General features: G+C 53.4%; 6 protein-coding genes, 1 other RNA gene and 1 pseudogene. 7 read left to right on the forward strand and 1 reads right to left on the reverse strand.

Annotated elements, in window-relative coordinates:
* A pseudogene (locus tag BN874_RS25555) lies at positions 1 to 247 on the forward strand (hypothetical protein); the annotation flags it as partial.
* A gap of 772 nt (positions 248 to 1,019) precedes the next feature.
* Here BN874_RS25555 and BN874_RS09265 read toward each other — a convergent pair.
* Positions 1,020 to 2,642 carry an arylsulfatase gene (locus BN874_RS09265; protein ID WP_081756268.1) on the reverse strand — a complete coding sequence of 541 codons (1,623 nt, stop codon included), beginning with the start codon at positions 2,640 to 2,642 and terminating at the stop codon, positions 1,020 to 1,022.
* A 276-nt stretch (positions 2,643 to 2,918) separates the two neighbouring features.
* Between BN874_RS09265 and ffs the strand changes: the two genes are divergently transcribed.
* The 6 genes from ffs (at position 2,919) to BN874_RS09290 (ending at position 6,973) form a co-directional block, all read left to right on the forward strand.
* Positions 2,919 to 3,015, forward strand: an RNA gene (ffs, locus tag BN874_RS23450) — signal recognition particle sRNA small type.
* 33 nt (positions 3,016 to 3,048) lie between these two features.
* A complete protein-coding gene (gene dnaX, locus BN874_RS09270; RefSeq protein ID WP_034432371.1) occupies positions 3,049 to 4,653 on the forward strand; it encodes a DNA polymerase III subunit gamma/tau in 1,605 nt (534 codons plus the stop codon).
* Between the two features lie 43 nt (positions 4,654 to 4,696).
* A complete protein-coding gene (locus BN874_RS09275) occupies positions 4,697 to 5,035 on the forward strand; it encodes a YbaB/EbfC family nucleoid-associated protein (protein ID WP_034432375.1) in 339 nt (112 codons plus the stop codon).
* 8 nt (positions 5,036 to 5,043) lie between these two features.
* A complete protein-coding gene (gene recR, locus BN874_RS09280; RefSeq protein WP_081756269.1) occupies positions 5,044 to 5,646 on the forward strand; it encodes a recombination mediator RecR in 603 nt (200 codons plus the stop codon).
* Positions 5,647 to 5,818: 172 nt separating this feature from the next.
* Entirely contained in the window at positions 5,819 to 6,442 is a 624-nt protein-coding gene (locus tag BN874_RS09285) for a hypothetical protein (RefSeq protein ID WP_034432377.1), read from the forward strand.
* Positions 6,443 to 6,631: 189 nt separating this feature from the next.
* Positions 6,632 to 6,973 (forward strand): P-loop NTPase fold protein, encoded by a 342-nt coding sequence (locus tag BN874_RS09290; protein ID WP_034432380.1) that lies wholly within the window; start codon positions 6,632 to 6,634, stop codon positions 6,971 to 6,973.
* Positions 6,974 to 7,026 lie beyond the last annotated feature (53 nt).

The following is a 7,026-nucleotide window of genomic DNA, read 5'->3' on the forward strand; positions in this document are numbered from 1 at the left end:
TGTCTTTACGTTGCAGAGTACCACCTTATTTGCCTGTCCGAAATTTGGGGTCCATTATAAACTGGAAGATCGACAACGAAATCAGGGTGCAGATCGATCCGTTATTTCCATTGCCAGTTGGAAAATCCGCAAATTCAATGAACATTTGTTCAAACGTTTTTCTTCCTACTTAGGTTTAGACTTCAGTTTGATTAAAGCCAACCCCGAGTTCGAGAACCTATGTAACTACGGGTCTATTACCGCATAAAACTGTCCGAAGTATTGTGAAATGAAAATTTGAAAAAACCAGTTTAAACCTATTTTTTTAGGTATCAATACTTCGGACAGTTTTGGTGATCACCATCAACGGGTTAGCCTTCATAGGCTGAAATAAACGACCCCGCAGCAAGCTGCGGGGTATTGGGTTACCAAAGAACGCAGCAAGCTGCGGGGAATTAGACCCGTAGAGATTAAATCGAAGTGAGGGGTTGACCGGAGTGGGATAAAATAACTCGTTGATTTTGCTTGACCTATGAGGGATGCTTGAAGCTCTGATTTTTCAAGAGGTTCCACACACTGATGTATTTTCCGTCCACGAGGCCGAAACCAAAAACTGTCCGAACCATTGAGGTATAAAAGCCGGGTAAAATCGTATTTGAAGATGCTACGAAATAATTTTGCAATTACCTCTATTTAAAAAAGTTTTTTCTTCATCACTCAAGGTCACTTTGTACACTTTAGCTGGCATAAATCTTCCAGTAAAAGAAAAGGTAATATAGATAGTTTATGCATCCAATTATATCACTTAAAATAAAAATGACATAGCACTAGTTTTCATTGATGGGCCTCCGCACCATTGCAGTTAGCGTTGTCCCTGCCAGCACGAGAGCGGCGGCGAGCCACAGGGCCGGGTGGAAAATGTATCGTCGTTTCAGTTTCATCGTTCTGTCCTTTATTGGTCTGTAAGGTTGATCGGAGCCGCATTCTGTTGGGACAGACGCGACTCAGAGCATTGAGTCAGCGTTTCATGCCGCGTGCGCTTATTTGTCGCCCGCGCCCTTCGTCAGGCTTTCGAGTATTTGATCAAGCGAGAAGCTACCGGCTTTCTGGCTTGGCGGGAATTCCTTGAACGTGGCGAGGAACTGCTCGACGTATTGCTGCGCCGGCACCATCACGAACAAGTGGTCGATGCGCCATTGGGGGTAGCCGATGGTATGGTCAGCCCTCTCAAACGGATCCGAGCGCAGGTTGAAGAGCTTCGGAAGACGCAACTGGACGAAAGGCTCCTGCCAGACCTCGAAGCCTTCGGCGCGCTGCTCGGCGAAGACGACCTTCCACGGGTCGTAACGCAGCGCCACCAGCGAGCCATCGTCGTTGAAGTAGAAAAACTCGTGGCGTGGGTCGGGCGTTTTGCCGGCGAGCGCGTCGGTGATGTTGTAGCCGTCGAGATGGACCTTGAAGGTCTTGTCGCCCACCTTCATGCCCTTGAGCAACTGCTCTTTGACATCGGGGACGCCGGCGGCGGCCAGCAACGTGGGCAGCATGTCTTCGTGGGAATAGATGTCATTGTTGATGGTGCCGGGCTGGATGACGCCGGGCCAGCGGATGGCGGTCGGCACCCGGTAGCCCCCCTCCCAGTTCTCGGCCTTCTCCCCCCGGTAGGGCGTCGTGCCGCCATCGGGCCAGCTAAACGATTCGGCGCCGTTGTCGGTGGAATACATGACGATGGTGTTGTCATCGAGGCCGAGTTCCTTGAGCTTGTCGAGCAACTGGCCAACCTGCGCGTCGTGTTCGACCATACCGTCGGCATAAATGCCCAGGCCAGTCTTACCCTGGCTGTCTTTCTTGAGGTGCGTCCAGATGTGCATCCGGGTGGAGTTCCACCAGAGGAAGAAGGGCTTATCGGCTTTCTTCGCTTTCTCCAGATAATCCAGCGAGAGTTGGGTGACTTCCTCGTCAATCGTCTCCATGCGCTTGATAGTGAGCGGGCCGGCGTCCTCGATCTTCTGGGTGCCGTCCGGGTTGGCCCAAGTGTGGAGCACGCCGCGCGTCGCGAATTTCTTGATCATCGCCGGATCTTTGAAGTAGTCGGGGTGTTCCGGCTCTTGGCTGGCGTTAAGGTGGTAGAGCGTGCCGAAGAACTCGTCGAAGCCGTGCATCGTGGGCAGCGTCTCGTCGGCGTCGCCCAGATGGTTCTTGCCGAACTGCGCGGTCATGTAGCCCTGCGCCTTGAGGAGTTGGGCGATGGTGACATCCCGCGCCTGCAAGCCTTCCTTGGCGCCCGGCAGACCGACCTTGAGCAGGCCTGTGCGGAAAGGACTCTGCCCGGTGATGAACGCGGAGCGACCGGCGGTGCAACTCTGCTGGCCGTACCAGTCGGTGAACAGCGCGCCTTCTTTCGCGATGCGGTCAATGTTCGGCGTCTTGTAACCCATCGCCCCTCGGTTGTAGGCGCTGACGTTCCAGTAGCCGATGTCGTCACCCCAGATAATGATGATGTTGGGTTTTTTCCCTCCGGCCGCACTGGTGGCGCTGGTGGCTCCCGTGTAGGCGGCCTGAACACTGCCGGCAGCGAGACCGGCGGTCAGGGCCAAGACCGCGCAGGCGATTTTAAGCCCTGTGGTGAAGGGCGATTTCAGGAATGATGGTTTCTTGATGTGCATTCGACGGTACCTTCGTTAGATTTGAATTCCGGTACTTCTGACCGAGAGCGCCCAGCCTGGCATTGCGCCCTCAAACGATTATGGACTATTATGAATTGATTAATATCGTGCGGTAATCCAAAGTTACTCTGAACAATCTCCAGCGGGAGTTGCTGTTGAAACAAGCCCTTGAATGAAGAATTCGATGGTCTCTCTCGCCAAATATTCTGCGATGTTTCTGCCGGCGACATTGGTTGTGTCCACGCCGCCAGCACAGCTAGTTTCAATGGCGGCTCGTATCGGTCCCCCCGCGACGACAAGCTGTGAACCCCGTCAGGCCCGGAAGGGAGCAGCGGCAGCAGTGGCATCGGGCGCCGGGGTGTGGCTGGTAAGAGTCGCCACCCTTTTGACCCACTTGGGGTAGCGTATGAGCTATCAGGTTCTGGCCCGCAAGTGGCGACCGCGCACCTTCCATGAGCTGGCCGGACAGGCTCATGTGGTTCGCGCCCTGACCAACGCCCTCGATCAGCAGCGCCTGCATCATGCCTTCCTGTTTACCGGCACCCGTGGGGTAGGAAAAACTACCATCGCCCGTATTTTCGCCAAGTCTCTCAATTGCGAGACTGGCGTTTCTTCTACTCCTTGCGGACAGTGTTCCGCCTGCCAGGAGATCGATGCCGGGCGGTTCGTGGATTTGATCGAAGTGGATGCCGCATCCCGCACCAAGGTCGAGGACACCCGTGAACTGCTGGAGAATGTGCAGTACGCGCCCAGCCGGGGCCGCTTCAAGGTGTACCTGATTGATGAAGTCCACATGCTCTCCACCCACAGCTTCAATGCCCTGTTGAAGACGCTGGAAGAGCCGCCGCCGCACGTCAAGTTTTTGCTGGCGACCACCGATCCGCAAAAACTCCCGGTCACCATTCTGTCGCGCTGTCTTCAGTTCAGCCTCAAGCGGTTGCCGACGGCGCTAATTGCCCAGTATTTGAATCGGGTACTGGAGGTGGAGGGCATTCCTCACGAGGAGTTGGCGGTACAAAATATCGCCCGCGCCGGGGATGGCAGTATGCGCGATGCGCTGAGCCTGCTGGATCAGGCGATTGCTTTCGGCAGTGGGCGAGTCGAACTGGTCGCCGTGAGTGAGATGCTGGGCAGCATTGATCGGCGGCGGGTGGTCGCGCTACTGGAAGCACTGGCCGCCAGCGATGCGCCCGCAGTGCTGCGCCAAGTGGCGGAACTGGATGAACTCTCGCCCGATTATGCGGCGGTATTGGCCGAACTGCTGGTGCTGTTGCAGCGGGTAGCGTTGGCGCAGGTGTTGCCCGATACGGCAGCGGAGGATGATCGGACTGATCCCGATGATGTGCTGCGGCTGGCCGGAGTGCTGGCAGCGGAGGATGTGCAGTTGTTTTATCAGATCGCGCTGCTCGGTCGGCGCGATTTGCCACTGATGCCCGATCTACGCGGTGGCTTCGAGATGGTGCTACTACGGATGTTGTGCTTTCGGCCAGCGACTTCAGAAGCTCCAGTATCCGCACCGGCACCGTCGCGCCCAGCAACCCTGCCCACGCCGGTTGTTTCATCGCCAGCCGTTGCGAGTATTCCGCGCTCCGTTTCATCACCGCCTGCTTCAATTCCCGCGCAACCCGAATCGGAATGGAGTGTACTCATCGAACGGCTGGGCTTGACCGGTATTGCCAAGCAAGTGGCGCTGCATTGCGCACTGGTGGAGCGGGAAGACAACCGTTTTCGGCTGATGCTGGAACCCAACCATGCCCAAATGCTCAGTGATTCGGTCAAGGAACGGATCAGAATGGCTTTGGAGCAGCACCTTGCATCTCCGGTGACTCTGCAATTCCAGACCGGTAAGGTGACAGCGGTGACACCGGCCCGCCAGCAGGCTGAACACCAAGCCGAACGCCGGCAAACCGCCGCCGAACATATCATCCAGGATCCACACATTCAGGCGATGCAGGAAATGTTTGATGCACGGATCGCCACAATCCATCCGCTTGACGAGACCGACGAGTAGCGGTTCCGTTGGCAAAACCGCATGGCAATGATCAGGAGAAAAAATGATGAAAGGTGGCTTGGGCAACATCATGAAGCAAGCGCAAAAGATGCAGGAGAACCTGCAAAAGGCGCAGACAGAAATCGCACTCATGGAAATCAACGGTGAATCGGGTGGCGGTCTGGTCAAGGTGACCATTACCGGGCGTTATGAAGTACGCCGCATCCAGATTGACGACAGCCTGGTGGGCGATGATAAGGACATGCTGGAAGATTTGGTCGCTGCCGCGATCAACGATGCAGTTCACAAAGTTGAGCGCACCGCCCAAGATAAAATGGGCGGTCTGACGGCAGGCATGGGTCTGCCGCCGGGGATGCTGGGCGATTTCAAACTGCCGTTCTGACGGTTATCGTGGCTGCTTCGCCGCTGCTGAACCAGTTGATGACGGCGTTGCGCTGCCTGCCAGGGGTGGGGCCGAAATCCGCCCAGCGGATGACGCTGCACCTGCTGGAACGGGATCGCAACGGCGCACAACGGTTGGTCGAAGCCTTGCAGACGGCTTTGGACCGTATTGGACACTGCCGGCGATGCCGCGATTTAAGCGAGACTGATCTCTGCGCCCTGTGCGCCAATCCGCGCCGTGACCGCTCGTTGCTGTGCGTGATCGAGACTCCCGCCGATGTGCTGGCGGTGGAGCAGTCCACCGGTTTTCAGGGACTGTACTTCGTGCTTATGGGCCATCTGTCGCCGCTGGATGGCATCGGTCCTGCCGAGCTGGGGCTGGAAGCCTTGGAAACACGGCTGGATGAGGGCGAAATCCGCGAGATCATCCTGGCCACCAATCCGACGGTGGAAGGCGAGGCAACGGCTTACTACATCGCCGAGCTGGCTCATGAACGGGGGATTCGCGCCACCCGCATCGCTCACGGCGTACCTTTGGGCGGAGAACTCGAATCAGTGGATGGCGGCACCCTGGCCCATGCTTTCGCCGGTCGCCGGGATTGGCGCGGCTGAATCCGTCACTCCTCCGCCCTATTTCATGGCGAAATTCCGATTAACTCTACCTACCTCAAAAGCCAGCCTGATGGTAGATAGTTACCCCAAAAAGGTAAGAGAGTCTGTTATCGTTATAAATAGCTAATACTTGGCTGTGGCTCCGCACGGCAGGTAAACGGGAACATTAAGCATGGCAATCAAAACTTTTGAATATTGCTCGCTACACTATCTAAATCAGTGGCTTACCTATGACATGGGTTATTGTCAGGCATTAGCTAATGGCAATAATAGCGAAAAACTAACCGCATTAAAAAATGCTGGTGGCTTCTATGGGATTGCGAGAAATTTGCCTTCCAAATATGACGAAAAGAAAGGGCTTGCTAGATACAAACCAGTTTTAGATATTATAGATCCTCTAAAACCAATCCAATTTGAGAATAACCTTGTTAAAGAAATACTTGAAATTGAAAGAAGAATATCTGAAAAGTATGGAAACAGAAGCGTTCTATCGCTCACAACTAAATTCCTCTGGATAAAAATTAAGCAACCAATCCTAATATATGATTCACAGGCGAGGATTGCGGTAGGTACAGGAAACGGGGCATTAGATGCTTATTATGAAAAATGGCGCAAAGAATTCAAAGCCAATCAGAAAGAAATCGTTGGGGTATGCTCCAAATTACCCGATATGAATAAGTATGTAGTAAACCAAGATGTCGGGACAAGAGAATATATTAGGGAAATATCAGATGAGACGTGGTTTCATGAAAGAGTTTTCGACATTTACCTTTGGAACAAAGGAAACAATGCCTAATAATCACTCCAGCGGATTCCGCTATTCTGCATCGCTGACGTAAGATGTTAGGCCACTTGTAGTAAGCTATACTAAGAAACACAATTTGATCCACTGGCTATGCATCCCGGAACCGTTGCAAAGCCGGAGCGGCTAACCCGGCGATCTACTACTAAACTACTCATCAATCCACCAAGCGAGAATCGAATCATGAAAGGCTATACTGATATCCCCGTAGAACTTATCAAAGACGATATTATGGATGTTCGCGTTTATATTGAAAGTCTGTCCGAATTTATTCTAGGTTGCGAAACCCCTATGACTATTGCTATTCAGGGTGATTGGGGTTCCGGCAAGACCAGCATGATGAATATGATTAAACAAGCGATTACCGGTAAGATTGTGCCGATTTGGTTTAATACATGGCAATATTCTCAGTTCGAGATGGCATCGTATCTTTCCATTTCCCTGTTGAGCAACTTCTTGGAAAAGATTGGGGCGGAGGAAGAAAGTCAGAATTTCTTGAGGAGCATCGCCAAGGGGGCGATATAGCTCTCCTATGCAGGTTGTGGAATTTTTAGATACCATTCTATTTTTCTAAAATT

The sequence above is a fragment of the Candidatus Contendobacter odensis Run_B_J11 genome (assembly GCF_000531125.1).
GTDB lineage: Bacteria > Pseudomonadota > Gammaproteobacteria > Competibacterales > Competibacteraceae > Contendibacter > Contendibacter odensensis.

Bases quoted from the DNA above. Each gene is read 5' to 3' on its own strand.
- dnaX (WP_034432371.1), top strand. From the start codon at position 3,049: ATGAGCTATCAGGTTCTGGCCCGCAAGTGGCGACCGCGCACCTTCCAT.
- BN874_RS09290 (WP_034432380.1), top strand. From the start codon at position 6,632: ATGAAAGGCTATACTGATATCCCCGTAGAACTTATCAAAGACGATATT.
- BN874_RS09285 (WP_034432377.1), top strand. From the start codon at position 5,819: ATGGCAATCAAAACTTTTGAATATTGCTCGCTACACTATCTAAATCAG.
- BN874_RS09265 (WP_081756268.1), bottom strand. From the start codon at position 2,642: ATGCACATCAAGAAACCATCATTCCTGAAATCGCCCTTCACCACAGGG.
- BN874_RS09275 (WP_034432375.1), top strand. From the start codon at position 4,697: ATGATGAAAGGTGGCTTGGGCAACATCATGAAGCAAGCGCAAAAGATG.